We start from the raw sequence: 25,287 nt of genomic DNA on the forward strand, positions 1-25,287 counted from the left end.
CCGGTCCTCCGTCAATCAAATTCTTGCGACGCCCGAGGCCCGGGCCTCGTCCGCGACCGCCTCGGCCACCCGGTCGGCGACCCGCTTGTCCAGCGCGTCGGGCAGGATGCGATCGGCCGAAAGCTCCCCGTCCGGCACCATCGAGGCGATCGCCTTCGCGGCCGCAACCTTCATCTCCTCGGTAATCTCCCGCGCCCGCACCGCGAGCGCGCCCTTGAAGATGCCGGGGAAGACGAGCACGTTGTTGATCTGGTTGGGGAAATCCGAACGGCCCGTCCCGACCACCGCCGCGCCCGCCGCTTTCGCCACGTCGGGCATGATCTCGGGAGTGGGATTGGCCATCGCGAAAACGATCGGGTCCTTTGCCATCGAGGCGACCATCTCCCCTGTCACGAGGTTCGGACGGGAAACGCCGATCATCACGTCCGCCCCCTTCAGCGCGTCCGCGAGGCTTCCCCGCAGCCCGCGGGGATTCGTGACTCTCGCCATCTCCGCCTGCGGCGGGGTGAGCCAGTCCGCGCCCTCATGGATGATCCCGCCGACGTCGCACATCACGAGCTCTCCAAAGCCCATCCGGAGCAGCAGCCTGCCCACGGAGATGCCCGCCGCGCCCGCGCCGTTTAAAACGATGCGCAGGCTCCCCATTCCGCGTCCCGTGACCCTGCAGGCGTTGAGCAGCGCCGCGCAGGCGACCACCGCGGTCCCGTGCTGGTCGTCGTGAAAGACGGGGATCTCGCACTCCTCCTTGAGCCGCCGTTCGATCTCGAAGCAGCGGGGCGCGGAGATATCCTCCAGGTTGACGCCGCCGAAGCTCTTGGAGAGGAGCTTCACCGTGTTGACGATCGTATCGGGATCCTTGCTGTCGATGCAGAGCGGGAAGGCGTCCACGTCCGCGAACGCCTTGAAGAGCGCGCATTTGCCCTCCATGACCGGCATCGCGGCCGCCGGGCCGATGTCCCCGAGCCCGAGCACCGCCGTGCCGTCGGTGATGACCGCGACGAGGTTTCCCCGCCGGGTCAGCGTGTAGGAGAGGGACTCGTCCCGCTCGATCTCGAGGCAGGGCTGGGCCACGCCGGGCGTGTAGGCCAGCGACAGGTCCTCCCGCCGCTCGATCGGCGCGCGGGAGACGACCTCGATCTTTCCCTTCCATTCATAGTGCTTTTGCAGAGCCTGTTCCTTGATGTCCATGCGTCCTCCGTGATTCCTGTTATGATCTGCTCTTTGAGAGCTTGAAAAGCCGTTCCAGCGGCTCCTGCATCGTCAGGCAGGTGCCGAGCGGGTTGGGGTGGTTGGTGTTGCCGCCGTGGAAGTCGGTGCCGCCCGTGGCGATGAGGCCGTACCGCTCGATCACCGCGTCGATCGCGGGGATATCCTTCTCCCTGACGCGCGGATGGTACCGCTCCACCCCGTCGATCACGCCCGCCCCGGCGAGCTCCTCCATCAGGTCGATCGAATCGTACTCGGACGGGTGCGCCAGCACGCAGACGCCGCCCGCGCTTTTCACCAGCTTCGCCGCCTCCCACACGTCCGGATAGGCGTGCGGGACGAAGCAGCTTCCCGTCTTTTCCGCGAGCAGCTGGCGGAAGAGGCTGCCGTAAAGGCTCTCCGCATAGCCGAGGTCGGCGAGCGCGAGCATGATGTGGACGTTATAGAGCGCCGCCGAGCCCTTGGCGCAGCGCAGGACGTGCTCCTCCGTCACCGGGAAGAGCTTCATGACCCTGCGCATGCTTTCCCGGATGGCGCGGTCCCGCCCCTCGAGGGTGTGCTTGAGCATCCCTTCGAGCCGGTCGGGCACCTTGGGCTGGTAGCAGAGCAGGTGGACCTTCCGGTCCCGGGCAAAGTCCCGCGCCGAGATCTCCACACCGCCGATCACCCCGATGCCGTAGCGCTTGCCGAGCTGCTCGGCGCGGCTGACGCCCGCCATCGTGTCGTGGTCGGTCAACGCGACAAAGTCGAGACCGGCGCGTTTGGCATAGAGGATCAGGTCATCGATGCCGAGGGAACCGTCGGAAAAGCGTGTGTGACAATGCAGGTCGCCGATCATCTTTGTCGCCTCCTGTCTTTGGAATCATTCAAATAATTGTTCTTATTATACACCGGGCCTGCCCCGCCGCGCAACTTCTATTTTGAAAATTCGGGAGGCTGTGCTATAATATCCGCAGGGCAAACCGCTTTGCGTTTTGTCCCCGCCAAAGGCGGGAAGCGCCGCATTCCCGCATGCCGCGGGGCTTTTGCCGCTTCCGGGACCGGAGGCGCCGGCTTTTGCCGGACACGCCCTTTTTCCAACATTTGAATTCGAGGAGTCCGCCATGTCCTATTTGATCGATTCGGGCATCTGGTCGTCGGTCTTCGCGGTGCCGACCGCGGTCGTAGACGACCACATCAAGATGTGCTCCCCCCTCTCGCTGAAAATCCTGCTGCTCATGCTGCGCCACTCGGGCACTCCCGTCGATGTGCAGTGGCTCTCCGAGCGGCTTTGCATCCCCGCCGGCGACATCGCCGACGCGGTCAACTACTGGGTCGGCGCGGGCATCGTCCGCGAGAGCGGCGCGGCGGCAAAACGCCTCCCCGCGCGCCCGGCCCCTGATGCGGTGACCGCGCCGGTCCTCCCCGCCCCCGCCGTAAGGGAAGAAGCTTCCGGCGAGGGGCAGCGGGTCGTCACCATCTCGGCGCGGCAGAAGATCTCACGGGCGGACATCGCCGTAATGGAGAAGGCGGACGGCGCCATTGGGGAGCTCCTGCGGGAGGCGCAAAATATCCTGGGCGCCCCGCTCACCCCCGTGGAGAGCGAAATTCTCGTCGCGCTGCACAGCTACTACGGGCTGGACACCGGCGCGGTGCTCATGCTGCTCCAGTACTGCGTGGAAAGCGGGCACCGCAGCATGAACTACCTCGAGAGGACGGCGGCCGCCTGGATGGAGCGGGGCATCTCCTCCCACGAGCAGGTCGAGCAGGAGATCGTCCGCCTCACCCGCAGCGGCGAAAACGAAAAGAAGGTCGTCAAGGCGTTCGGCATCTACAGCCGTTCCCTGACTTCGAAGGAACGCGGCTACGTTGAGCGGTGGTTCTCCCTCGGGCTGGATGAAAAGCTCATCTTCCTCGCCTGCGAACGGGCGGTGGAGAATACCGGGAAGGTCTCCTTCGCCTATGCCGACAAGATCCTCTCCTCCTGGAAGACGAAGGGGATCGCGACCGTCAAAGCTGCGGTGGAGGACCTTTCCGCAGGCTCGGCGCGCCGCGCCGCGACGCAGAACAAGTCGGCGCAGACGGGGCGCGACTCGTCGCTCGATATGGACAAGCTGCACGCCCTGCTGCACCGGCAGGCGGACGATTAGGAGGGGCCCCATATGGGATACGCAAAGGAAATTTACCAGAAGGCGCAGCGGGCGCTCGATGAATCCCGCGCCGCCGCGCAGCAGGACGCCCAGCGGCGGCGCGCCGCCCTCTATGCCGAGCTGCCGCAGCTCGGCGAGATCGAGCGGGAGCTTTCCGCGACGGGGCTTGCCGCCGCGCAGGCCGCGATCGGCGGCGGAGAGGACGCCGCAAAGCTGATCGAACGGCTGCGCGCCCGCAATCTCGCGCTCCAGGAGCGCCGCGCCGAGATCCTCCGGGACGCCGGCAGGCCGGCGGACGCGCTTGCGGTGCGCTACGCCTGCCCCGTCTGCCAGGACACCGGCTACATCGGGCAGAAGCAGTGCGCCTGCCTCCAGAAGCTGCTGCGCGAACTCGCCTGCGAGAGCCTCGGCGACACGAGCGGCATGCGCGACTGCCGTTTTGAAAACTTCGACCTCGCCTACTACCCCGTCGAACCCTGCGGGCCCTACAACGTCGTTCCCCGCCGCGCGATGGAGAAGGTGCTGTCCGCCTGCCGCGAATACGCGCGCACCTTCTCCCCCAAGAGCGAAAGCCTGCTCTTCCTGGGCGGGACGGGGCTCGGGAAGACCCACCTCTCGCTGGCGATCTCCTATGAGGTCGTCCGGAAGGGCTGCGGCGTCGTCTATACGACGGCTCCCCGCCTGCTCGACAAGCTCCAGGCGCAGCAGTTCTCCCGCAACGGCGGCGGCGATACCGACTACCAGGCGCTGGCCGGGGAGTGCGACCTGCTCGTCATCGACGACCTCGGCGCGGAGTTCTCCACGAGCTTTTCGGTCGCCGCGCTCTACAACCTCATCAATTCCCGCATCATCGGGCGCCGCCCGACCGTGATCAGCACCAACTTCGACGAACAGGTGCTCCGCGAACGGTACGGCGACCGCATCCTCTCCCGCCTGCTCTGCGCCTACCGGCCGATGCAGTTTTACGGCGAGGACATCCGGATGCTCAAACGGTACGGGTGATAACCGGAAAAAGAAAAGGGGCCGTTGGCAAATGCCAACGGCCCCTTCGCATCTCATTTTAACTGGTTTTTGAGGTAGCCCATATAGCTCGCGTAGTGGGCGAAGACAATGCCCGGCTCCTGCAGGTCGGGGCACCAGCGCTTGAGCCATTCGAGGGAGACGTAGCCTTGGTATCCGTGGTCGGACAAAATTTTCAGCGCGTCGAAAACGGGGACGTCGCCGTAGCCCATCATGCGGTAGACGAGTTTGCCGTCCTGCATCGCGGAATCCTTGACGTGCAGGTAGCGGACCCACTCCCCGATGTTCTCCCACGTTTTGGCCGGGGACTCGCCGAAGAAACGGTAGGGGTGGTGGAGGTCCCAGAGCACGCCGCCCGTCTCGAGGTCGACGTCCCGCATGAATTCGCGCATCTTGGAGGAGTCGGCGAGCTCGCCGCTCGTCTCGAGCAGCACCGCGACGCCCGTGCCCTTCGCGTAGGCGCACAGCTCGGTGTAGAGGCGCTTGACCTGCAGGATGTTCTCCCCCTCCATCGGGGCTGCGTTCGGCGTGATGATCACGCGCACATAGGGGGTCCCGAGTTTTTTGGCCAAGTCGATGTAGGCCTTCGCCTCGTCCATGCAGCGGCCGGAGTCGCCCGACAGGCCGAGGCAGGCGCCCGAGGTGAGCATCGGGATCTCCATGCCCGCCTTTTCCAGGCGCGCGCGGGTCTCGTCGAGGTGCTTCTCATTGAACGCGCGGATGGAGGGCGCGAACATCTCGTTTTCCACGCCGCGCACCTCGATGCCGTCCAGCCCCAGGTCTTTCGCGGTGGCGAAAATCTCGTCCCACGACCAGCCGGGACAACCCAAAGTCGAAAATGCAGTTTTCATCTTATCGCTCCATTCCGCCGCCAAAACGGCTGACTCATTCCCAAAAAGCCTTCCCTACTCCTCCCTCGGCTTGAGGCGCCGGGAGGAATCCGAATCCGTGCTGCTCTTGCGGGAGGTGATGACCCGCGAGGCGGACCGTTCCCGGTCGTCCCGCTCGTCCTCCGAGCTGCTGCTCTCCTCCATCACGACCTTGCGGATGTAGAGGAACACGGTGTCCTTCTCCTTGTTGAGCTGGGCGCCCGGCTCCGGCTCGGCGCGTTCGATCACGTCGGGCTCGTAGCTCTTGTCGTAGACCTCGATCACCTGGTAGTTGAGTTCCAGGTCGGTCAGCGCCATGATCGCGTCCTCGATCGGCATCCCCACCACCGCGGGCATCTCGATCAGCTCGGGGCCCTTGGAGACGTAGATGGTCACCCGGCCGCGGTTGGGCATCTTGGTGCCCTCGACCGGCTGCTGGTCGCAGACCACGCCCGGCTCGTAGACGTCGTTGAACTTTTCCTCGAACACAAGCTCGTACCGCTCGCTCAGCTGCTCATTGTTCCGAAGGGAATCGGCGTTGGTCCCCACGAAGCGGGGCACCTTGTCGTCCTCCCCCGCCTCGCCGCCCGAATAGTCGGTACCGCCCTGCATCGAATGTTCGCCGGTGCGGCTGCCCTCGCTTTCCGCGGGGGCGATCAGATCGGTGAGGTAGTTGGTCGAGAACCAGTACATCGCGCCCGCGAGCAGCGCCGTGGCGACGAACGCCGAAAAAATCAGCATCAGCACGGGATGGGAGCGTTTGCGTTTGGGGCGCTTTTCGCGCCGGTCGCCTTTTCGCGCCGGCTTGGGCTGCGCGGGCTTGCCGCCCGGAGGCGGGATCAGGTCGATGCCGCTCTGTTCAAAGCGTGCCGCCGTGCGCGGCGGCTGCTTCTCCCGCGCCTCCCGTTCGGCGGCGGCGCGGCGGATCTCCTGCCGGTAGGCGCTGTCGTCGGGCGTCTCGTAGGATTTGCGCGGCGCGGCAGTGTAGACCGCTGTGTTGGAGCCCGCGTCCGCGAGCAGCCCGGATATGTAGAGCTCGGCGGACTGGATGCGGTCCTCCACCTCGACCGCGAGGGCGCGGTTGATCGCGCTCACCACGTTTTCGGTCATCTCGCCGCTGATCATCTGGCTGTCGAGCAGGTCGTCGCCATAGACGCGGTCGAGCGCGGCGGGCGGGTTCTCCCCCGTCACCGTCCGGTAGGTGATCGCGCCCAGCGCGTAGACGTCGGTCCAGTTGCCCTGCCAGCTGTTGAGCGCGTACTGCTCGGGGGCGGCGTAGCCCTCGAAGAGCTGCGCGCCCGTCTCGCTCTTGTTGGTGCGGGCCGCCGCGATCGAAAAGCAGGTCACCCACAGGGCGCCCGACTGGTCAAGGTGGACCGTCCGCGGGGAAAGCCCCCGGTGGATAAGTCCCGCCTTGTGGAAGTTGACGACCGTGTGGAAGAGGGGCATCAGCAGCTTTTTGGCGTGTCTCCAGGGGATCTTGCCGCCGCTGCGCGCGAGGAAGGATTCCAGCGAAATCGTCTTGATATAGCGGTATACCGCATAAATCGTGTTGTTCTCATAGAGCAGGTCGGTGACGGGGAGCACCTTCTCCCCAGCGGGCAATGCCATGATCGACCGGCATAGGTCCTCAAAGTCGGACATGAGCGCCTTGTACTGCGCCTCCGAGCTGGCCAGCGGCTGCACGCTGAAGTTCTCGTGATCGCGGCGGGTGATGCAGCCGGGCGCGTACTCACGCAGCCAGACGCGCACCTCCTCCCTACGGTCGTAGCCGACGTACCAGACGCCCTCCGGGTCGTCCGCGACCATCTTTCCGACGAGATACCGCCCGCCCAGCCCGCTGCCGGGCTGCAGGTAGTTCAGGTCGGGCGACGCGTCCGCGTGATATCCGCAGACGCTGCACGTCTCCCCTTCGAAGAGAGGGGACATGCAGCCCATGCACAGGTTCAGTTCATTTACGGCCATCTGGCGGTTCACTCCTATTCGGGGTCATGGCGAAACGGACGCGCCGTCCCGCCAAGATTCGGGGCAGTCCCGGCTCAGGCGGTCTCGACCGCCGCGTCGTCCTGCAGGCCGAACTTTTCGATGCCCATCTCGCGCAGCTTGAACTTCTGGATCTTGCCGCTGGCGGTCATCGGGAACTGGTCCATAAACAGGACGTACTTCGGGACCTTGTGGCGCGCCATATTCTCGCGCACCGCGCGTTTGATCTCTTCCTCGTCGAGCCCGTCCTCCCACGCGCGCGGGATGACGCAGGCCATGATCTCCTCGCCGTACTGCTTGCTCGGCACGCCGACCACCTGCACGTCGCGCACAAGCGGGTGGGTGTAGAGGAACTCCTCTATCTCCTTGGGGTAGATGTTCTCGCCGCCGCGGATGATCATATCCTTGATGCGGCCGGTAATCTTGTAGTAGCCGTTCTCGTCGACCATCGCGAGGTCGCCCGTGTGCAGCCAGCCGTCCTCGTCGATCGCCTGGCGGGTGGCCTCCTCCATCTTGTAGTAACCGCGCATGACGTTGTAGCCCCGCGCGCAGAACTCGCCCTGCTGGTAGGGGGGCAGCGTCTCCCCCGTCTCGGGGTCGACGATCTTCGTCTCGACATGGGGCATCGCGCGGCCCACCGTCGCGACGCGCAGGTCGAGGCTGTCCTCGGTGGTGGTCATCGTGCAGGCGGGCGACGCCTCCGTCTGGCCGTATGTAATCGTGATTTCCCGCATACCCATCTTGTCCACGACAAGCTGCATCACCTTGATCGGGCAGGGCGAGCCCGCCATGATGCCGGTGCGCAGGCGCGGGAATCTATATTCGTAGAAGGTCGGATGCTCGAGCATCGCGATGAACATCGTCGGAACGCCGTGCACGGCGGTGCACTCCTCGTTCTGGAGGGCCTTGAGCACCTCGGTCGGGCGGTAGGTCTCGATGGGGACCATCGAAGTCGCGTGGGTGAGCGCCGCCATGACCGCGAGCACCAGGCCGAAGCAGTGGAAGAAGGGCACGCAGATGCAGAGCTTGTCGTCATGGGAAAACCTCATGCAGTCGCCGATGCACTTGCCGTTGTTGACGATGTTGAAGTGGGTGAGCATAACGCCCTTCGGGAAGCCGGTCGTCCCCGAGGTGTACTGCATATTGACGACCTCCTGCGGGTCGATGCTGTCGAAAACCGCGCGGAACTCCTCCTCGGGCACCGCGTCCCCCATCTGGCGCAGGTCGTCCCACGCGTACATCCCGGCGGGCGCGGGGCCCTCGCCGACATAGACGACGTCCTTGAGGAAGGGCAGCATCGGATTGTCGTACTCGCCCGCCTTAAAGTCCTTGAGGGTCGGGCAGAGCTCGTTGACGATGCCGACATAGTCCGCGTCCTTGAAGCCCTTGATCATGACGAGCGCCTTGGAATCCGACTGCCGCAGCAGGTATTCCAGCTCGAACACCTTGTAGTTGGTGTTGACGGTGACGAGCACCGCGCCGATTTTGGCGGTCGCAAAGAGGGTCAATAGCCATTCGGGCACGTTGGTCGCCCAGATCGCCACGTGGTCCCCCTTCCGGATCCCCATCGCCAAAAATCCCTTTGCGATGCGGTTGACCTCGTCGTCAAACTGCCGCCAGGTCATATTAAAGGGCCGGTCGGTATATTTGACCGCCTGGTCGTCCGGATACATCTTCGCGACCTTCTCCAGCAGCGCGCCGACCGTAATGGAAATTAATTCGCTCACTTGGCCTTCCTCCCATAGCTATCAGAGTCCGGAAACCCCTTGGATTCCCGCCGCGCGCCCGATGCCGCGCCCGAATATGGATACTCTTTATTATAAACGGCGCCGGGTATTTGTCAACAATCCGCTCACCGGCGCACACCGCGCAGGAAGCTGAGCAGGATGTAGAGCCCCGCTCCCCCGCCGACCATGCCGCCGAACTTCTCCTGCGGAGTAGCGGAGGGCCCGGCGGCGTCCCCGCCGCCGAGGTTCCGGTAGACGGCCACGCCTCCGGAGGGCTCCGGTTCCCGCCTCTCGGGACGGGCGGAGGTGTCCTCCGTTCGGGAGGCGCTTTCCCCACGCTCCCCGGCGGCACGCGGGGAGACCGCGGCGGGGCCTTCGGCCAAGGCCGCGGAAGCGGGCGCTTCCGCCCCGGCCTCCCGCCGTTCCCGCAAAAGCCGGCCGCCAGAACCGCCGCCGGAAGCGGAGCCGCCCCCGCCGCCCGCCGTGGGAAGCCGCGAGGAGGAGTCGGGGACGGAGGAGCTCTCTCCGCCCGGCACGGAGGAGGACTCCTCCGAACCGGAGCCGCCCGACGTCAGGGCATCCCCGTCAAACCGCACGCGCGCGAGCAAAAACGCACGGGTCCGGTCGGGGACCTCCTCCAGCGACCGAAAGTCCTCGAAGGCCGCCCGGACGTAGCGGGTGCCCTCCGGAAGCCGGGCCGTACAGGTCTCGCGATAGTAGCGGCCGGTGGAGAGCTCGAGCCACTGCGACTCCACCCGCGCGAGCGTGACGTCCCGCAGGGGCGTAAAGGCGGAGCCGTCCCGCGAAACGGAGAGGTTGAGCCCCCAGAAGCAGTCGTCCGAAAGCGGCCGGCCGTCCTCCCGGAGGAGCAGTCCGTAAAAGGGATCATATTGCAGGGAGAAGTTTCTGCCGTTCTCGGTCAAAAAAACGACGTCCGCCGCGCGGTCATAAAAGCAGCGCCGCGCGTTCAGCAGGGCCTCGGCGCTTTGCCCGCCGAGCGTAAACGCGTCCTTCCCGTAGGGCGTGGCGCAGGTGCTCAGGCTGGCGTAAAACGACACCTCCACCGATTCCGCGCCGCTGACCCGGTAGGTCGCCTGCGCCTCCCGCCCGCCGACGGCCAGCGCCGTCGCGTCGCCGCAGGTACCCCATCCGGAGAAGACGTCAAAATCTCCGACCGCCTCGGAGAAGCCGCCGTAGCTCCGCGTCCCGTCCGGCGCGAGGCTGTCGCAGTCGTCCACGTAGGAGGCGGCGAAAACCGGCACGGTAAGCGCAAAGGCGCAGAGGATTCCAGCCAGCCTGACAAACGCTCTTTTCCGCATCGCCGTCCGTTCCCCCTCGTCCTTTTCAATAGGTCCATCATAGCAAAAAAACGGGAAAAGCACAATCTTTTGGAAGCGGCAGCCGCCGCGCATATCTGCGGCAGCGCCCGGTGATACTATGGTCGGCAGGGTTCTGCCGGATCAAAAAACGCGCGTTTTGCGCGGGCAGCCTACCCTGTAAGGAAGGGGTTTCACACCCGTCCTTACATAAAAGTGGCGGATTCCCCCTGAAATACTGCAAAAAAAGCGGGCCGGCGTCAGCCGGCCCGCTTTTGGTTCCCTGTTCATTTTTTCTTTTTGCCGAGATAAGCGGCTTTCACGTCCTCGTTTTCGAGCAGCTCGGCGCCGGTGCCGTCCAGCGTGATATTGCCCGTCTCGAGCACATAGCCGTAGTCGGCGGCGCGCAGCGCGAGGTTCGCGTTCTGCTCGATGAGCAGGATGGTGACCCCCTGCCGGTTGATCTCCTTGATGATGTCGAAAATCCCCTGCACGATGAGGGGCGCGAGGCCGAGCGACGGCTCATCCATCATGATGAGCTTGGGGCGGCTCATGAGGGCGCGCCCGACCGCGAGCATCTGCTGCTCGCCGCCCGAGAGGGTGCCCGCGAGCTGCCAGGAGCGCTCCTTGAGCCTCGGGAAGAGGTCGTAGACCCAGTTGATATCGTCGGTCAGGTCATCCTTGCGCAGGTAGGCGCCGATCTTGATGTTTTCAAGCACCGTGAGGTCGGGAAAGACCCGCCTGCCCTCGGGGACGAGGGTAATGCCCGTGCCGACGATCTTTTCGCTCGGCAGGCCGCTGATCTGTTTGCCCAAAAACTCGATCGTGCCCCCCTTGATGGGGACCAGTCCGGCGATCGCGCGCAGGGTCGTGCTCTTGCCCGCGCCGTTCGCGCCGATGAGCGTCACGATGCTCTTCTCCGGAACAGTAAAGGATATTCCCTTGACAGCCTCGATGCCGCCGTAATTCACCTTCAGGTTGCTGATGTTAAGCATCGTCGGCCACCCCCAAATACGCGTCGATCACGCGCTGGTTGTTCTGTACCTCGTCGGGCGTGCCCGCCGCGATGAGCTTGCCGAAGTCGAGCACGTAGATGCGGTCGGAAATCTCCATGACCAGGTCCATGTGGTGCTCGATCATAAAGACGGTCAGCTTGAAGTCGTCGCGGATCTGCTTGATAAACGCGGTCAGCTCGGCGGTCTCCTGCGGGTTCATGCCCGCCGCGGGCTCGTCGAGCAGAAGCAGGCTCGGCTCGGTCGCGAGCGCGCGGGCGATCTCCAGGCGGCGCTGCTTGCCGTAGGGCAGGTTGCTCGCCGTCTCGTCCCGGAGGTCCGCAAGCTCAAGGATCTCCAAAAGGCGCATCGTCTCGGCGCGCATCGCCCGCTCCTCCTTCGCGTTGAGGCGGAAGGTCGCGGCAAAGACGCCCGCCTTGGAGCGCATATGCTTGGCGATCAGGACATTTTCAAAGACCGTCAGGTCCTTGAAAAGCCGGATGTTCTGAAACGTCCGGGCGATGCCCAGCTTTGTGATCACGTCGGGGAGCTTCACCATGACGTTCGGGAACTTGCCCGCGCTGCCGCCTTGGTAGAGCTTCTTCATATTCCCCTGCGGGTGGTTGGAGATGATCTGCTCGCCGTTGAAAAAGATCGCTCCGTTGGTCGGGGCGTAGACGCCGGTGATCATGTTGAAGGCGGTCGTCTTGCCCGCGCCGTTCGGCCCAATCAGCGCGACGATCTCCCCTTTGTCCACATACATCGACAAATCGTCGACCGCGACCACGCCGCCGAACTGCATGGTGAGGTTTTGGAGTTCCAGCACATGTCCGCTCATATCCCGTCACCCCCCGCTGCTTCGTGGGCGGGCCGCTTACGGGAGAACCAACCCTTGATCCGGCCCGGGAGACGGGCGACGCCGTCCCAGCTGAATTCACTGTTTCCCATGATGCCCCTGCGGTAGAAGAGCACGACCGCCATCAGCAGGATCGAGAAGATGACCATGCGGAAGCCGGTGCGGAAGAGGGGCACCTGCCAGCCGCCGATCGTCAGCGGCTGGTCGAAGAAGCGCAGCCACCACTCCTTGCTCGCGGTGACGAGGAAGGCGGAGAGCACGCTCCCCGAAACGCTGCCGATGCCGCCGATGACGACGATGAGCAGGATGTCGTAGGTGAGCGCGATGCTGAAGGTCTTGGCCTCGATCGAGCGCATGAACATCGCGAGCAGGCCGCCCGAAATCGCGGTGAAGAAGGAGCTGACCACAAAGGAGAGCTCCTTGTGCCGGAAGAGGCTGATGCCCATCGCCTCGGCGGCGACCTCGTCCTCGCGGATCGCCTTGAAGGCGCGGCCGTAGGAGGAGTTGATCAGCAGCACCATCAGCGCGATGGTGACCCCCGCGATGATGAAGGGGGTAAAGAGGGAGGGCAGCCCGAAGAACTTCGGGAAGGTGGGCACCTTGTTGAGCCCGTAGGAGCCGTTGGTAATTGTGTCCATCTGGGGGCTCGAAAAGATCGCGCGGATGATCTCGGAGAAGCCGAGGGTCGCGATTGCGAGGTAGTCGCTCTTGAGGCGCAGCACCGGGATGCCGATGAGCGCCGCGAAGCCGGCGGCGACCAGGCCGCCGACGATGAGCGCGAGGAAGGGATAGACCGACTGGAGCCACGAGGGGCCGGCCTCCATCCCCTCTTTGAGCGCGCGCACCCAGGGGGCCACGCCGTTCATATAGTAGACGCCGTCCAGGTTGACAACCGGGATGGTCAGGATTGCCGTGATATAGGCGCCGATCGACATGAAGCCCGCCTGGCCCAGCGAAAAGAGGCCGGTAAAGCCGTTGAGCAGGTTCATCGAAACGGCGACGATCGCCAGAATGGCGCTCTTTTGCAGGATGGAGATCAGCATCCCCTGCCCGCTCTTGTTCGCCTCAAGCCAGAACAGCAGCAAGGCGATCAGCACGAGGAGCACGAGGGAGCAGATGCGCTTTGTACCCTTTTTCATATGCGTCACACCTTATCCGTACTTTTTTCGCCGAAGAGGCCGGTCGGCCTGAACAGCAACATGACGATCAGCAGAAGGAAGGTAAACGCGTCGCTGAAGGTCGAATAGCCCATCGCGACGAGCAGCGTCTCGGCGATGCCGATCACAAAGCCGCCCACGACCGCGCCGGGGATGCTCCCGATGCCGCCGAACACCGCCGCGACAAAGCATTTGAGGCCCGGCAGGGTGCCGGAGAAGGGGGTCACCGACATACGGTCGGTGAAATAGAGGATCGAACCCACCGCGGCCAGCGCCGAACCGATCACAAAGGTGGCGCTGATGATGTTGTTGATCTTAATGCCCATCAGCTGGGAGGTCTCAAAGTCCTTGCTGACGGCGCGCATCGCCATGCCGACCTTGGTCTTTTTGATGAGCAGCATCAAAAAGATCACAAGCAGGATGGTGAGCACGGGGGTCAGGAAGGTGACCAGCGACGCGGAGAGCGCCCCGATGTGGAAAATCTTCTTCAGGAAGGGGATCTCGGGGTATCCGCGGGGAATCGCGGTGAAAAGATATGTAGCCAGGTTCTGGAGCAGGTAGGAGACGCCGATCGCGGAGATCATGATCGACATGCGCGGCGCGGTGCGCAGCGGCTTGTAGGCCACCCGCTCGATGACGACGCCCATCACGATGGTGCCGACGATCACGAGGGGGATGGCGACCTGCCAGGGGAAGCTCGCCATGGCGAAGACCATAAAATATCCCGCCATCATGAAAATATCGCCGTGGGCGAAGTTGATCAGGCGCAGGATGCCATAGACCATCGTATACCCGATGGCGATCAGCGCGTATGCGCCGCCCAGCGAGATCCCGGTCAGGCAATGCTGCAAAATGGTTGTCAGACTCATGTGCAAAAGCCCCCAAACTATAGCATGGTTCAATACCGCACAAACGGTACGCGCGCATCGGTTATGCGGCGCATGCGGGCGAGGGATGCGGGAATCAGCAGGGCGGGAGACGAGCCGTCCCCCGCCCTGCCGTTCAGAGATTCCGGATTATTCGCCGACGGAGACGGTCTTGAGGAACTTGAACTGGCCGTTCTCAACAACCTTGATGAAGGCTTTGTCCTTGTTGGCGTCGCCGTTCTCGTCGAAGGAGATGGCACCCGTCACGCCCTCGAACTCCACGCCCTTGAGCGCGTCGCGGATGGCGACGGGATCGGTGGAGCCCGCAGTCTCGATCGCCTTGACGGCCGCGAGGTAAGCGTCGTAGCCCAGCGCGGAGACGGCCGGGATGATCTCGTCCTGGCCGTTGGCCACGAGATACTCCTTGAAGCCCTTGATGAAGTCGGTGGCAACCGCGTTGGAGGTGTCGCCCTCGTCGAAGAAGGTGGACAGCGTCACGCCCTCGGCGTCGGCGCCCGCGTTCTCGATGATCGAGCCGTTCTCCCAGGTGTCGCCGGCCATGATCTTCGCGGTGATGCCCAGCTCACGGGCCTGCTTGATGATCAGCGGAGCGGTCGCGATGGAGGACGGAGCAAAGATGACGTCCGGGTTCGCGGCCTTGATGTTGGTGAGGATCGCCTTGAAGTCGGTCTGGTTGGTCTGGAACTGCTCCTCCGCAACGATGGAGTCCTCGCCGACCAGCTTGACGAACGCGTTCTTGAAGAAGTTGCCGAGACCGGAGGAATAGTCGTCGCCCAGCTGGGTGATGACCGCCGCGGTCTTGGCGCCGTCCTGCGCCGCGTAGTTCGCCATCACGGTGCCCTGGAAGGGATCGAGGAAGCAGACGCGATAGTAGAAGTCGTTGCCCAGCGTGACCTGCGGGTTGGTGCAGGAGCAGCCGATGGCCGGGACCTGCGCGTCGGAGAAGATCTCGCCCGCCGCGATCGAAACGCCCGAGCCGTAGGAGCCGAGGATGACCGAGCAGCCCGCGCTGATCAGGCTCTGCGCGGCGGTGACCGCCTCGGTCTTGTCGGACTTGTTGTCCGCCTCGACCAGTTCGATCTTATATTCCTTGTCGCCCACCTTGACGGTCGGGAACTGCTGGTTGGCATAGCGGATGCCGTAGACCTCCTGGAGGCCGCCGCCGCCGTTCTCACCCGTCTGCGGCTCGAAGACGCCGATCTTGATGACGTCGCCGCCCGCCGCGGGGGCCGCGTCGGCCGCCGGGGCCGCGTTATCGCCGGCGGGAGCCGGCGCGGGCGTGCTGTTGTCGCCGCAGCCGGCCAGAAGGGTCAGCGCCATAACGGCCGACAGGACAATCGCTAAAACTCTCTTCATAAATCTTTCCTCCCAATTTTGAAATAATTGTCGGAATTCAGCGGTAGAAATACAATTGTATTCCCACTGCATACACATCATTATATCAAAAATCCTGAAAAAAGCAATATCAGGCCATCAATTCTTTTTCTTTTTCCGAATTTGTACAGATTATCCAAAATTATTGGCTCGTACTTTGTAAACAATTCTTTAACCGGCAGACAGGGCTGGCTCCCCTACACAAAACCCACGCCGAGCCGCCCTGTCCGTTTGTGCAGGGGGCACAGCAAAAAAAACACGCGGGACACGGCAAAAGCCGCGTCCCGCGTACAAATATTTTTTCTATTCCGCGTTGATCCGTTCGAGCAGGTCGTTCCGCTCGTTCCACAGCCGGTCGGACAGGTCGACATAATAGCGGTGCGGATGCTCGAACCGCTTGACCTCGTCCCACAGGTGGGCCACCTGGTCGGCGCAGTAATTGCGGATGTCGTCGAGCTTGGGCAGCTCGTAGACGCATCTCCCCTTGTCGAACACCTGGGTGAGGATGCTCTTGGCGGTAAAGTTGCGAACCGTCTTCTTTTTCCAGGTCGCCATCGGATCGAAGATGGTGATCGGCTGGGAGTCGTCGACCGTCTCGCCGCGCACCGTCACATAGTCGGCGATCGCCTGCCCCGTTTCGCGGTTGTAGAACCGGTAGACGTCCTTGAAGCAGGGGGTCGTGATCTTTTCAATGCTCTCGCTCACCTTGATCTTGGGGACGAGCACTCCGCCGCGCTCGACCGCGGCGAGCTTGTAGACGCCGCCGAACACGGGGTCGGACTTACTTGTGATGAGGTTTTCGCCGACGCCGAAGAGGTCGACCTGCGCGCCCTGGAGCAGCAGGTCGCGGATGATGTATTCGTCGAGCGAGTTGGTCGCCATGATCTTGCAGTCGGGATAGCCCGCGTCGTCGAGCATGCGGCGCGCCTTCTTGGAGAGGTAGGCGATGTCGCCGCTGTCGATGCGCACCGCCTTGGGCCGCTTGCCCATCGGCTTGAGGATCTCGTCCGCAACGCGGATGGCGTTGGGGATGCCCGACTTGACGACGTTGTAGGTGTCCACGAGGAAAATGCAGTTGTCGGGGTAGACCTGCGCGTAGTTTTTGAAGGCGTCGTACTCGCTGTCGAACACCTGCACCCAGCTGTGGGCCATCGTGCCCACCGCGGGAATGCCGTAGTCGCGGTCGGCGATCGCGCAGGCGGTCGCCGAGCAGCCGCCGATGTAGGTCGCGCGCGCGCCCAGGATCGCCGCGTCGTAGCTCTGGGCGCGGCGGGAGCCGAATTCGGAGATCGGCCGCCCCTCGGCGGCGCGGCACATGCGGTTGGCCTTGGTTGCCACGAGCGACTGGTGGTTGATGGTGAGCAGCACCATCGTCTCGATCATCTGCGCCTGGATGATCGGGCCGCGCACCACCACGACCGGCTCGTAGGGGAACACCGGCGTGCCCTCCCTCATCGACCAGATGTCGCAGGAGAACCGGAAATTCTTCAGGTAGGCCAGGAACGCCTCGCTGAACTGCCCCTTGCCGCGCAGAAACTCGATGTCCTCCTCGGTGAATTCCAAATCCTTGATGTACTCGATCAGCTGCTCGAGCCCCGCGAATATTGCGAAACCTCCGTCGTCCGGAATCTTCCGGAAGAACATGTCGAAGACCGCCGTGCGCTCCTCGAGCCCATATTCCAGATAGCCGTTGGACATCGTAATCTCGTAGAAATCCGTCAGCATCGTCAGGTTCCGCTTCATATCAATCGGCATTGCGTGTCACCTCGTCCTTTTCTTTCAGCGCCCCTCCGGGTTGTCATCGATAGTTTACACCTTTTCGACCGATTTAGCAAATGTAATCCGCCCGGGGCGGCGGGATTTGCTTTCTGCGTGCAAAATTGTTATACTAATGAAAGACAGGGCCCATCTGCGGCCGTTACAAGTGAAGTCATCCCGCGTGGAAACTCGTTCTATCCTCAGCGGGCCCGCGATCATCCGGCAGCTGCCTGAATCCGCATCCGCAGACCACAACGCCAAAGGAACAGGAGCGTGTACCATGCGTGTTGCACTTTTTACAGAAACCTACCTCCCCCATGTCAACGGGGTCGTCACCCACGTCAAATCCCTCAAGGACGGGCTGGAACAGCTCGGGCACGAGGTCCTGATCGTCACCGCCGACGCCTCCGCGCGCCGGCACTATGTCTCCGACGGCGTCCTCCACTGCCCCGCCCACACCTCCAAGCGCTTCTACGGCTACGGCGTGGCCATGCCGCTCTCCACCACGCGGCTCAAATACGTCTATCAATTCCGTCCCGACGTCATCCATATCCACAACGAGTTCGGCATCGGGCTGTCGGGGATGATGATCGCCAAGGTGCTGCGCGTCGCGCTCGTCTACACGCTGCACACGATGTACGACGAGTACATCTATTATATCGCGCCCCAGCCGCTCGTACCGGCCGCGACGAAATTTTCCCACCAATATACCAAGCTGTTCGCGAAGCTGGCGCAGGAGGTCACCGGGCCCTCCAAAAAATGCGAGGAATACTTCCGCAAGGCGGGCGTCTATAAGCCGGTCAACGTGATCCCGAACCCCGTCGACCTCGACATGTTCGATCCCGGAAAGATCCCGGAGGAAAAGAAGAACGCCTTCCGTGAAAAATTCGGCTATCAGCACGGCGAAACGGTCGGCCTCTTCGTCGGGCGGCTCGGTCGGGAGAAGAGCGTCGACCTGCTGCTCGACTACTGGAAAAAGACCATCCGGCCGGAGGAAAACATCCGGCTGCTCGTCATCGGGGACGGCCCCTGCCGGGAGGAGCTGGAGGAACAGGCCGTCCGTCTGGGCATCACCGACATGGTCACCTTCGCGGGCAAGGTGCTCCACACGGACATGCCGCCCTATGTGGGGACGTGCGACTTCTATATCACCGCCTCCACCTCCGACACCGATTCCATCTCCATGCTCGAGGGGATGGCGATGGGCCTGCCCGTCCTGCAGATCATCGATCCGCTCAACGAGGGGCAGGTGCGCGACGGGGTCAACGGCTACATCTTCCACGACGCTAAGGACATGGCGGACAAGATCCGCATGCTCAAAACCATGCCGGCGGACAGGCTCTCCGCCCTGCGCGCCTCCGCTCGGCGCTCGGTCCAGCAGAGCGGCGCGGTCAACCTTGCGGAATACGTGCTCAAGGTCTATAACACCGCGCTGCACAAAAAGCGCCGCTCCCGCCTGATGGTGACGCCCGCCTTCCGGGTGCACCTGCGCAAACAAAACAAAGGAGACTGATCACGTGAAAAAGCAGTATGACATCGCCATCATCGGCGGCGGCATCGGCGGCCTGATGGCCGCGTGGCGCCTTTCGGAACGCGCGCCCTCCCTTTCGGTCGCGCTGTTTGAAAAGGGCAGCCCCATCGAAAAGCGCGTCTGCCCGATCATCACCAAAAAGGTGAGCACCTGTGTCAAGTGCAAATCCTGCGCCATCATGGAGGGGCTCGCGGGCGCGGGCGCCTTTTCGGACGGCAAATACGTGATCAGTACCGAATACGGCGGCTGGCTCACCGAGTTCCTCCCCGATGAGACGGTGCTCGATTACATCGAGCAGGCGGATCAGATCCTCGTCAAATTCGGCGCGACAACCGAGCGGTTCCAGCCGAGCAACGAGCTCAAGAAACGCTGCCTCGAATACGACCTGCACATGAGCCAGGCCCAGCTCAAGCACCTGGGCACCGACTCCAACTTCGAGACGATGAAAAAGCTCATTCACGCGCTCGCCGAGCGGGTGGAAATCCACACCGGCGCGGACGTGGTCGGCGTGGACCGGGAGTCCCACATCCTCACCGTCAAAACCGCGGAGGGCGAGCAGGCCGTCGAGGCCGGCAAGATCATCTTCGCCGTCGGCCGCGCGGGCAGCCGCTTCTTCTCCGCCTGGTGCGAGGAGAACGACATCCCCCTGCACAACAACCAGGTGGACGTCGGCGTGCGCGTCGAGCTGCCCTCGATGGTGTGGGAGGACTTTGCGAAGAAGATCTACGAGCCGAAAATCCGCTACCGCTCGAAGGGCTACGGCGATATCATCCGCATGTTCTGCTTCAACGACCGCGGGCAGGTCGTCACTGAGAACACCAACGGGGTCCTGACCGTCAACGGCCACGCCTACCGCGACGAGGCGCGCAAGACGCAGAACTCCAATTTCGCGCTGCTCTCGACCACCAACTTCACCCAGCCTTTCCGCGAGCCGATCGAATACGCCCGCCACGTCGCGAGCCTGGCCAACCTCATCAGCGGCGGCAGCGTGCTCGTCCAGCGGCTCGGCGACCTCGAGCTCGGCCGGCGCACCGATGAGAAACGCCTGCGTCAGGGCACCGTGCGCCCCACCCTTTCCGCCGTGCCGGGCGATTTGAGCCTCTGCATGCCTAAGCGCCAGCTCGACAACATCGTCGAGACCCTCCACGCGCTCGACCAGATCTCCCCCGGCACCGCCAACTACGACACCCTCCTCTACGGCATCGAGTGCAAATACTATTCGGCGCGCCCCAAGTGCACCGATTTCGAGATCGACGGCTGCCCCGGCATCTACGCCGTCGGCGACGGCGCGGGCTTCACCCGCTCCCTCTCGCAGGCGTCCGCCAACGGACTCTACGTCGCGGACCGCATCATCGGCAAGGAATAAACGGCATGGTCGAAAAAGAGGACCGGGCTTACGCCCGGTCCTCTTTTTCGTGTCCGGTTTCCGCCCGTCAGGGCGCCTCCCGCTTGAGGGAATCGCGGTAGAGCTTATACTCCATCGAGTCGACGAGCGCCCGGATGGAGGCGTTGATGATGTCGGTGGACACGCCGACCGTCGTCCAGGCGTTCTCCCCGTCGGACGATTCGATCAGGACGCGCACCATCGCGGCGGTCGCCTTCCCGGTGTCCATGACGCGCACCTTGTAGTCGATGAGGCGGACCCCCGCGAGGTTCGGGTAAAAGACCTCGAGCGCCTTGCGCAGCGCGCGGTCGAGCGCGTGGACCGGGCCGTCGCCTTCGTCGGCGGTGATCTCATAGCGGTCGCCCACCCGCACCTTGACCATCGCGGAGGCCATGTGCCGGTCCGCGCTGTCCTGTTCGCCGATGATCCGGAACAGCTCGAGGGCGAAGAAGGGACGGAACCTTCCCAGTTCCTTGAGCACCACCATCTCGAAGCTGGCGGTCGCCGCCTCGAACTGGTAACCCTGAAACTCCAGCTCCTTGAGCTCCCCGACCAGCGTCTCAAGCTCGGGGGAATCCTTGGTGAGCCCCGGGACGACCTCGCTGATCTTCGCGATCAGCGCGCTGCGCCCGCTCACCTCGGAAAGCAGGATCTGCCGGTGGTTCCCCACCGCGGCGGGGTCAACATGCTCAAAAGCGGAGGGGTTCTTTTTCACCCCGTCGACGTGCATCCCGCCCTTGTGGGCGAAGGCGCTCTTGCCGACATAGGGCATCGAATGGGAGAGGCGCACGTTGGAAATCTCGGAAATGATCCGCGCCGCGCCCGTCATCCGGGCGATGCAGTCGGCCGGGACGCACTGGAAGCCGAGCTTGAGCTGCAGATCCGCGATCACGGTGGAGAGGTTCGTGTTGCCGCACCGTTCCCCAAAGCCGATATAGGTCCCCTGCACATGGTCCGCGCCGGCCTTCACCGCCGCCAGGGTGTCCGCGACGGCGCAGCCGGTGTCGTCGTGGCAGTGGATGCCGATCTTTCCGGGGAAGACCTTGACCGCCTCCGCGGTGATCGCCCGGATCTCGTCGGGGAAGCACCCGCCGTTCGTATCGCAGAGGATGAGCTTGCAGGCGCCCGCGTCGGCGGCCGCCTTGAGCGCCTGCATGGCGTAGAGCGGGTTGTGCTTATACCCGTCGAAAAAATGCTCCGCGTCGAAAAAGACCCGCCTGCCCGCCTCGGCCAGATACGCCACCGTGTCGGCGATCATCCGGAGGTTTTCCTCCGGCGTGGTGCCGAGCACCTCGCGGGCCTGCCATTCGCTCGCCTTGCCGAAAACCGCGACGCAGGCCGTCCCCGTCTCAAGCAGGGCGGCGACGTTTTTGTCCTCCCCGGCCGACGAGTCCCGGCGGCGGGTCGAGCCGAACGCCACCAGCCGCGCGTGGGAAAGGCGGAGCTCGCCGGCGGCGCGGCGGAAAAACTCCTCGTCCTTCGGGTTGCTGTGGGGGTTGCCCGCCTCAATATAGTCGACCCCCGCCCGGTCGAGCGCCCGCGCGATGGCGAGCTTATCCTCGACCGAGAAGGAGACCCCCTCCCCCTGCGCGCCGTCCCGCAGGGTCGAATCGAAGATATCAATCTTTTTCATCGCTCTCCCCCAGTTTCCGCCGCAGGTCGCGGATATAGGTCTCCTGCATCCCCCGCAGGTCCATCAGCAGGTAGGACAGCAGCCAGACCGCCGGGTTTCGGACGGTGAGCCGCTCGGTAAAGACCACCTCGGTGCCGTCCTCCTCCGTTTTGGAGAACTCGCCCGTCCATTCTCCGGTGAACATCGCGTGCTCCATGTGGAAGGCGTAGAGCCGCCCCGGCTGCTTTTCAGTGATTGTAAAGACCGTCTCGCTCCCCTTTTTGGGGTATTCCACGAAGGTGACGCCGTCCGGCTTGGTATCGATATGGTTAAGATCGCTGCGCCAGGAAAAATCGGTGTTATCGGTCACGGCCTCCCAAACGGCCTCCAGCGACGAGGAAAAACGCGCGGTCATCTGGGATGTCCTCAGCTTCTTCATCTGAAAAGTCTCCTCTTTTCTTCCGCCTCCGCGCCTGCCGCAGAGCGGGCGGCGGGGCTGTCTGTCATGCGGATATTGTAGCATAAACGTCTCCAGCGCACAAGCCGCCGCTTTTTTCACTTTACAAGAGTGAAGGTTTGCGTTAAAATAAAGAGTCAGAAGAAGCCTTTGGAAGAACCGGACGGCAGCCGTCCGCCGAAACCATGGAGGAACGAAGGAATTGAAGCTACATTTTTCCAAGATGCACGGCCTCGGGAACGACTATATCTACGTCAACTGCCTCGAGCACAAGCTCAAGCACCCGGAGGAGGTGGCGCGCATCGTGAGCGACCGCCACTTCGGCGTCGGCTCCGACGGCCTCATCCTCATCTGCCCCTCCGATCGGGCGGATTTTGAGATGCGCATGTTTAACGCCGACGGCTCGGAGGGAAAGATGTGCGGCAACGCCATCCGCTGCGTCGGAAAATACGTCTATGACCGCGGGTTTACCGACCGCAAAACCTTGCAGATCGACACCAGAAGCGGCGTCAAGACGCTTGAGCTCACGCTGGAGGATGGAAAGGTGTCGACCGTGCGGGTCGATATGGGCAGGGCGTCCCTGCGCGCCAGGGATATCCCCGTCGAAACCGACTATGACGACTTTGTCAGCCAGCCGATGCTTGTGCACGGGGAGGTCTTTCTCGTCACCTGCGTCTCGATGGGAAATCCCCACGCCGTCATCTTCTGCGACGACGTGGAGGACCTGCCGCTCGAGGACATCGGCCCCCTCTTTGAAAACCACGAGAAATTCCCCGACCGCATCAACACTGAATTCATCGAGCTCGTCGACCGTCAGACTCTCAAAATGCGGGTGTGGGAGCGCGGAAGCGGCGAGACCTTCGCCTGCGGCACCGGCGCCTGCGCGGCGGTCGTCGCGGCGGTTGTCAACGGGCACTGCGACGCCGGCGACGAGGTCACCGTGCGCCTGCGCGGCGGCGAACTGAAAATCACCTGCCGGGAGGACTTTACCGTCCTGATGGAGGGCCCCGCCGCCCACGTCTTCGACGGCGTGATGGAAATCGATCTATAAAGCGACTGAAAAATGCCCGGTACGCTGACGCGCGGCGGGCATTTTTGATATCTCAACAGGAGTGATGAACGATGCCAAAGCTCAATGAACACTACCAGAACCTCAAGGAGAGTTACCTGTTTTCCGATATCGCAAAGCGGGTGAACGCCTTTACGGCGGCGCATCCCGACAAAAAGATCATCCGGATGGGAATCGGCGACGTGACCCTCCCGCTCATGCCCGAGGTCGTCTCCGCCCTGCACGGCGCGGTCGACGAGATGGCGCACGCCGCCTCCTTCCACGGGTACGGCCCCGAGCAGGGCTACGATTTCCTGCGCGGCGCCATTCAGGGCTATTACGCCGGGCACGGCGTCTCCCTCGACCCGGACGAGATTTTCGTCAGCGACGGCGCGAAGAGCGATGTCGGCAATATCACCGACCTGTTTGACGTCGGCAACGTCGTGCTCATCCCCGACCCCGTCTACCCCGTCTACGTCGACACCAACGTCATGGACGGCCGCGAGGTGCTCTACCTCAATGCCAACGCTGAAAACGGCTTTCTGCCGATGCCCAATCCCGACATCCACGCCGACCTCATCTACCTCTGCTCCCCCAACAACCCGACCGGTGCGGTCTATACCCTCGACCAGCTGAAGGCGTGGGTCGCCTACGCGCTCGAACACAAAGCGGTCATCCTCTTCGACGCGGCCTATGAGGCGTTCATCGGGGACGACAGCCTCCCCCGCAGCATCTTCGCCGTCGAGGGCGCGAAGAAATGCGCGATCGAGTTCTGCTCCCTCTCCAAAACGGCCGGCTTCACCGGCACCCGCTGCGCCTACACCGTGGTGCCCAGGGAGCTGACGATGCGCGCCCCCGACGGCGAGACGCTCTCCCTCAACCGCATGTGGCTCCGCCGGCAGACCACCAAGTTCAACGGCGTCTCCTACATCATCCAGCGCGGCGCGGCCGCCGTCTTCTCCGACGAGGGCGTGCGCCAGTCGCGCGAGATGGTCGGCTACTACAAGGCGAACGCCCGCCTCATCGCCGACACCCTTTCCGAGCTGGGCATCCGCTACTTCGGCGGCATCCACTCCCCCTACATCTGGATGGAGTGCCCGAACGGCATGAAGTCGTGGGAGTTCTTCGACTACCTGCTCGAAAACGCCGCCGTCGTCGGCACGCCGGGCGCGGGCTTCGGCGTCAACGGCGAGGGGTATTTCCGCCTCACCGGATTTTCCAGCCGGGAGCAGACCGCCGAAGCGATGGAGCGGTTCAAGACGATCCTCAAATAATCCGCCAATGCAGAAAGGGGCGCGGAACCAAAGCGGTTCCGCGCCCCTTTTTTTATGTGTTTACCGGCCGCCTTCCATTCCGTAGAGCAGGGCGTTCATGATCGCGGCGGCGACGTTGCTGCCCCCCTTGCGCCCTCGCGCGACAATGCAGGGGACACCGCTTTCGAGCAGCAGCTCCTTGGCCTCGACGACATTCACAAACCCCACCGGCACGCCGATCACCGCCGCGGGCTGTAGATTTCCATCGGAAACGAGCTCGCAGAGGCGGATGAGCGCCGTGGGGGCGTTGCCGACCGCGAAGAGGAGCGGCCCCGGCAGCGCGGAGGCCTTGTCCATCGACGCGACGGCGCGGGTCGTGCCGTTTTCCTTTGCCCCGGCGGCCACGTCCGGGTCGGACATGAAGCAGCGGACCTCCCCGCCGAACCGGGCGAGGGAGGTCTTGTTGATCCCCGCGCGCGCCATCTGCGTGTCGGTCACGACGGCCGCGCCCGCGCGCAGTGCGGCGCGCGCCGTCTCCACAACGCCGGGCGAAAAGACGAGACTTTCCGCGTAATCGAAGTCGGCGGTCGTGTGGATGACCCGCTTGACGATGGGGGCCGTCTCCTCCAAAAGCGCGATCCCCCGCCCCTCCAGCTCCGCCGAAATAATCTCGAAGCTGCGCCGCTCGATGTCGGCGGGCAGCAGATGTTCCAGTTCTCGTTTCATGG

General features: G+C 63.6%; 21 protein-coding genes. 6 read left to right on the top strand and 15 right to left on the bottom strand.

Going from position 1 to position 25,287, the window contains the following annotated elements; translation table 11 throughout:
- Positions 1 to 15: 15 nt before the first annotated feature.
- Both RCI06_RS00255 and RCI06_RS00260 read right to left on the bottom strand, forming a co-directional pair.
- Positions 16 to 1,188: an NADP-dependent malic enzyme gene (locus RCI06_RS00255; RefSeq protein ID WP_306573545.1), complete on the bottom strand. Its 1,173-nt coding sequence runs from the start codon at positions 1,186 to 1,188 to the stop codon at positions 16 to 18.
- Between the two features lie 19 nt (positions 1,189 to 1,207).
- A complete protein-coding gene (locus RCI06_RS00260; protein WP_101550561.1) occupies positions 1,208 to 2,044 on the bottom strand; it encodes a PHP domain-containing protein in 837 nt (278 codons plus the stop codon).
- A gap of 265 nt (positions 2,045 to 2,309) precedes the next feature.
- On the opposite strand from RCI06_RS00260, the gene RCI06_RS00265 reads away from it, so the two are divergent.
- Positions 2,310 to 3,335 (top strand): DnaD domain protein, encoded by a 1,026-nt coding sequence (locus tag RCI06_RS00265; protein WP_302822491.1) that lies wholly within the window; start codon positions 2,310 to 2,312, stop codon positions 3,333 to 3,335.
- Positions 3,336 to 3,347: 12 nt separating this feature from the next.
- Positions 3,348 to 4,337 (top strand): ATP-binding protein, encoded by a 990-nt coding sequence (locus RCI06_RS00270; protein WP_302550160.1) that lies wholly within the window; start codon positions 3,348 to 3,350, stop codon positions 4,335 to 4,337.
- 53 nt (positions 4,338 to 4,390) lie between these two features.
- Here RCI06_RS00270 and RCI06_RS00275 read toward each other — a convergent pair whose 3' ends face one another.
- The 10 genes from RCI06_RS00275 to RCI06_RS00320 all read right to left on the bottom strand — a co-directional run bounded on the left by RCI06_RS00275 (position 4,391) and on the right by RCI06_RS00320 (position 17,271).
- Positions 4,391 to 5,206 carry a sugar phosphate isomerase/epimerase gene (locus tag RCI06_RS00275; protein WP_302822492.1) on the bottom strand — a complete coding sequence of 272 codons (816 nt, stop codon included), beginning with the start codon at positions 5,204 to 5,206 and terminating at the stop codon, positions 4,391 to 4,393.
- A gap of 54 nt (positions 5,207 to 5,260) precedes the next feature.
- Entirely contained in the window at positions 5,261 to 7,189 is a 1,929-nt protein-coding gene (locus tag RCI06_RS00280) for a PASTA domain-containing protein (RefSeq protein WP_302822493.1), read from the bottom strand.
- Positions 7,190 to 7,263: 74 nt separating this feature from the next.
- The gene (locus RCI06_RS00285) at positions 7,264 to 8,934 is read right to left on the bottom strand and encodes an AMP-binding protein (RefSeq protein ID WP_306573547.1); all 1,671 of its coding nucleotides are present in this window, start codon (positions 8,932 to 8,934) and stop codon (positions 7,264 to 7,266) included.
- A 125-nt stretch (positions 8,935 to 9,059) separates the two neighbouring features.
- On the bottom strand, positions 9,060 to 10,253 hold the full coding sequence (locus tag RCI06_RS00290) for a hypothetical protein (protein WP_306573549.1): 1,194 nt from the start codon (positions 10,251 to 10,253) through the stop codon (positions 9,060 to 9,062).
- A 284-nt stretch (positions 10,254 to 10,537) separates the two neighbouring features.
- Positions 10,538 to 11,245, bottom strand: a complete 708-nt coding sequence (locus tag RCI06_RS00295; RefSeq protein ID WP_101550548.1) for an ABC transporter ATP-binding protein — start codon at positions 11,243 to 11,245, stop codon at positions 10,538 to 10,540.
- Positions 11,238 to 12,080, bottom strand: a complete 843-nt coding sequence (locus RCI06_RS00300) for an ABC transporter ATP-binding protein (RefSeq protein WP_101550546.1) — start codon at positions 12,078 to 12,080, stop codon at positions 11,238 to 11,240. The genes RCI06_RS00295 and RCI06_RS00300 overlap by 8 nt, the downstream gene beginning before the upstream one ends.
- The gene (locus tag RCI06_RS00305; RefSeq protein ID WP_101550544.1) at positions 12,077 to 13,237 is read right to left on the bottom strand and encodes a branched-chain amino acid ABC transporter permease; all 1,161 of its coding nucleotides are present in this window, start codon (positions 13,235 to 13,237) and stop codon (positions 12,077 to 12,079) included. Before RCI06_RS00305 ends, RCI06_RS00300 begins: the two co-directional genes overlap by 4 nt.
- Positions 13,238 to 13,242: 5 nt before the next feature.
- Positions 13,243 to 14,124, bottom strand: coding sequence for a branched-chain amino acid ABC transporter permease (locus RCI06_RS00310; protein ID WP_306573552.1), 882 nt, complete (start codon positions 14,122 to 14,124; stop codon positions 13,243 to 13,245).
- A 147-nt stretch (positions 14,125 to 14,271) separates the two neighbouring features.
- Positions 14,272 to 15,498 (bottom strand): ABC transporter substrate-binding protein, encoded by a 1,227-nt coding sequence (locus RCI06_RS00315; RefSeq protein WP_101550540.1) that lies wholly within the window; start codon positions 15,496 to 15,498, stop codon positions 14,272 to 14,274.
- A gap of 321 nt (positions 15,499 to 15,819) precedes the next feature.
- Entirely contained in the window at positions 15,820 to 17,271 is a 1,452-nt protein-coding gene (locus tag RCI06_RS00320) for a nicotinate phosphoribosyltransferase (protein ID WP_172439206.1), read from the bottom strand.
- A gap of 283 nt (positions 17,272 to 17,554) precedes the next feature.
- On the opposite strand from RCI06_RS00320, the gene RCI06_RS00325 reads away from it, so the two are divergent.
- Both RCI06_RS00325 and RCI06_RS00330 read left to right on the top strand, forming a co-directional pair.
- Positions 17,555 to 18,787 (top strand): glycosyltransferase, encoded by a 1,233-nt coding sequence (locus RCI06_RS00325; RefSeq protein ID WP_306573554.1) that lies wholly within the window; start codon positions 17,555 to 17,557, stop codon positions 18,785 to 18,787.
- A 4-nt stretch (positions 18,788 to 18,791) separates the two neighbouring features.
- Positions 18,792 to 20,171 carry an NAD(P)/FAD-dependent oxidoreductase gene (locus tag RCI06_RS00330; protein WP_101550536.1) on the top strand — a complete coding sequence of 460 codons (1,380 nt, stop codon included), beginning with the start codon at positions 18,792 to 18,794 and terminating at the stop codon, positions 20,169 to 20,171.
- A 67-nt stretch (positions 20,172 to 20,238) separates the two neighbouring features.
- On the opposite strand, the gene cimA is transcribed toward RCI06_RS00330, so the two are convergent.
- Together cimA and RCI06_RS00340 are read right to left on the bottom strand one after the other, a co-directional pair.
- Positions 20,239 to 21,822 (bottom strand): citramalate synthase, encoded by a 1,584-nt coding sequence (gene cimA, locus RCI06_RS00335; RefSeq protein WP_306573556.1) that lies wholly within the window; start codon positions 21,820 to 21,822, stop codon positions 20,239 to 20,241.
- Positions 21,809 to 22,240: a hypothetical protein gene (locus RCI06_RS00340; RefSeq protein ID WP_306573559.1), complete on the bottom strand. Its 432-nt coding sequence runs from the start codon at positions 22,238 to 22,240 to the stop codon at positions 21,809 to 21,811. Before RCI06_RS00340 ends, cimA begins: the two co-directional genes overlap by 14 nt.
- A 241-nt stretch (positions 22,241 to 22,481) precedes the next feature.
- Here RCI06_RS00340 and dapF point away from each other — a divergent pair, with 241 nt between their 5' ends.
- A complete protein-coding gene (gene dapF, locus RCI06_RS00345) occupies positions 22,482 to 23,309 on the top strand; it encodes a diaminopimelate epimerase (protein ID WP_243107393.1) in 828 nt (275 codons plus the stop codon).
- 71 nt (positions 23,310 to 23,380) lie between these two features.
- Complete coding sequence (locus RCI06_RS00350; RefSeq protein ID WP_306573560.1) at positions 23,381 to 24,580, top strand: LL-diaminopimelate aminotransferase; 1,200 nt, start codon at positions 23,381 to 23,383, stop codon at positions 24,578 to 24,580.
- A gap of 60 nt (positions 24,581 to 24,640) precedes the next feature.
- Here the strand turns inward: RCI06_RS00350 and RCI06_RS00355 are convergent, their stop codons facing one another.
- The gene (locus tag RCI06_RS00355) at positions 24,641 to 25,285 is read right to left on the bottom strand and encodes a precorrin-8X methylmutase (protein WP_306573562.1); all 645 of its coding nucleotides are present in this window, start codon (positions 25,283 to 25,285) and stop codon (positions 24,641 to 24,643) included.
- Positions 25,286 to 25,287 lie beyond the last annotated feature (2 nt).

The sequence above is a fragment of the Anaerotruncus massiliensis (ex Togo et al. 2026) genome (assembly GCF_030825285.1).
GTDB classification, from domain to species: domain Bacteria; phylum Bacillota; class Clostridia; order Oscillospirales; family Ruminococcaceae; genus Anaerotruncus; species Anaerotruncus massiliensis.

What these genes read in the sequence shown, in the direction of transcription:
- RCI06_RS00255 (WP_306573545.1), bottom strand. Translation starts at nt 1,188, where the DNA reads ATGGACATCAAGGAACAGGCTCTGCAAAAGCACTATGAATGGAAGGGA.
- RCI06_RS00260 (WP_101550561.1), bottom strand. Translation starts at nt 2,044, where the DNA reads ATGATCGGCGACCTGCATTGTCACACACGCTTTTCCGACGGTTCCCTC.
- RCI06_RS00265 (WP_302822491.1), top strand. Translation starts at nt 2,310, where the DNA reads ATGTCCTATTTGATCGATTCGGGCATCTGGTCGTCGGTCTTCGCGGTG.
- RCI06_RS00270 (WP_302550160.1), top strand. Translation starts at nt 3,348, where the DNA reads ATGGGATACGCAAAGGAAATTTACCAGAAGGCGCAGCGGGCGCTCGAT.
- RCI06_RS00275 (WP_302822492.1), bottom strand. Translation starts at nt 5,206, where the DNA reads ATGAAAACTGCATTTTCGACTTTGGGTTGTCCCGGCTGGTCGTGGGAC.
- RCI06_RS00280 (WP_302822493.1), bottom strand. Translation starts at nt 7,189, where the DNA reads ATGGCCGTAAATGAACTGAACCTGTGCATGGGCTGCATGTCCCCTCTC.
- RCI06_RS00290 (WP_306573549.1), bottom strand. Translation starts at nt 10,253, where the DNA reads ATGCGGAAAAGAGCGTTTGTCAGGCTGGCTGGAATCCTCTGCGCCTTT.
- RCI06_RS00295 (WP_101550548.1), bottom strand. Translation starts at nt 11,245, where the DNA reads ATGCTTAACATCAGCAACCTGAAGGTGAATTACGGCGGCATCGAGGCT.
- RCI06_RS00300 (WP_101550546.1), bottom strand. Translation starts at nt 12,080, where the DNA reads ATGAGCGGACATGTGCTGGAACTCCAAAACCTCACCATGCAGTTCGGC.
- RCI06_RS00305 (WP_101550544.1), bottom strand. Translation starts at nt 13,237, where the DNA reads ATGAAAAAGGGTACAAAGCGCATCTGCTCCCTCGTGCTCCTCGTGCTG.
- RCI06_RS00310 (WP_306573552.1), bottom strand. Translation starts at nt 14,124, where the DNA reads ATGAGTCTGACAACCATTTTGCAGCATTGCCTGACCGGGATCTCGCTG.
- RCI06_RS00315 (WP_101550540.1), bottom strand. Translation starts at nt 15,498, where the DNA reads ATGAAGAGAGTTTTAGCGATTGTCCTGTCGGCCGTTATGGCGCTGACC.
- RCI06_RS00320 (WP_172439206.1), bottom strand. Translation starts at nt 17,271, where the DNA reads ATGCCGATTGATATGAAGCGGAACCTGACGATGCTGACGGATTTCTAC.
- RCI06_RS00325 (WP_306573554.1), top strand. Translation starts at nt 17,555, where the DNA reads ATGCGTGTTGCACTTTTTACAGAAACCTACCTCCCCCATGTCAACGGG.
- cimA (WP_306573556.1), bottom strand. Translation starts at nt 21,822, where the DNA reads ATGAAAAAGATTGATATCTTCGATTCGACCCTGCGGGACGGCGCGCAG.
- RCI06_RS00340 (WP_306573559.1), bottom strand. Translation starts at nt 22,240, where the DNA reads ATGAAGAAGCTGAGGACATCCCAGATGACCGCGCGTTTTTCCTCGTCG.
- dapF (WP_243107393.1), top strand. Translation starts at nt 22,482, where the DNA reads ATGCACGGCCTCGGGAACGACTATATCTACGTCAACTGCCTCGAGCAC.
- RCI06_RS00350 (WP_306573560.1), top strand. Translation starts at nt 23,381, where the DNA reads ATGCCAAAGCTCAATGAACACTACCAGAACCTCAAGGAGAGTTACCTG.
- RCI06_RS00355 (WP_306573562.1), bottom strand. Translation starts at nt 25,285, where the DNA reads ATGAAACGAGAACTGGAACATCTGCTGCCCGCCGACATCGAGCGGCGC.